The sequence below is a fragment of the Microbacterium sp. B19 genome, from assembly GCF_000333395.1.
Lineage (GTDB): Bacteria > Actinomycetota > Actinomycetes > Actinomycetales > Microbacteriaceae > Microbacterium.
Map to the genome: position 1 here is coordinate 1 of NZ_BADA01000198.1, position 392 is coordinate 392.

General features: G+C 70.9%; 1 pseudogene. It reads right to left on the minus strand.

Going from position 1 to position 392, the window contains the following annotated elements:
• Positions 1–392 (minus strand): annotated as a pseudogene (locus I5G_RS07325) (ABC transporter permease); the annotation flags it as partial.

The window sequence follows — 392 nt, forward strand, 5'->3', positions numbered from 1 at the left end:
CGCGACGGCGAAGGTGGGGCCGAGGGCGAGGGCGAGGATCGGCAGCACGTAGGCGGACTGCGTCGACGCGCCGCCGGCCGGCAGCACCTTCAGCCAGATCGCGAACACGACCACGAGCAGAGTGCCCGCCACGTACGCCGGGACCGAGGCGAAGAACCCGGCGACGGCGCCGAAACCGACCGCCAGCCAGGGGCGGCGGCCGCTGCGGGTCAGCACCCCGATGGTCATGCCGACCGGGATGGCGACCAGGAGGACGACGACGATCGCGCCGAGCGCCGTCGTCGCGGTGTACGGGAGCTTCGTCGCGATCGTGTCGGTGACGGGTGTGTTGTACCGGAAGCTCTGCCCCAGATCGAACGTGAACAGCCCCCGCAGGTAGTCGAGGAACTGCA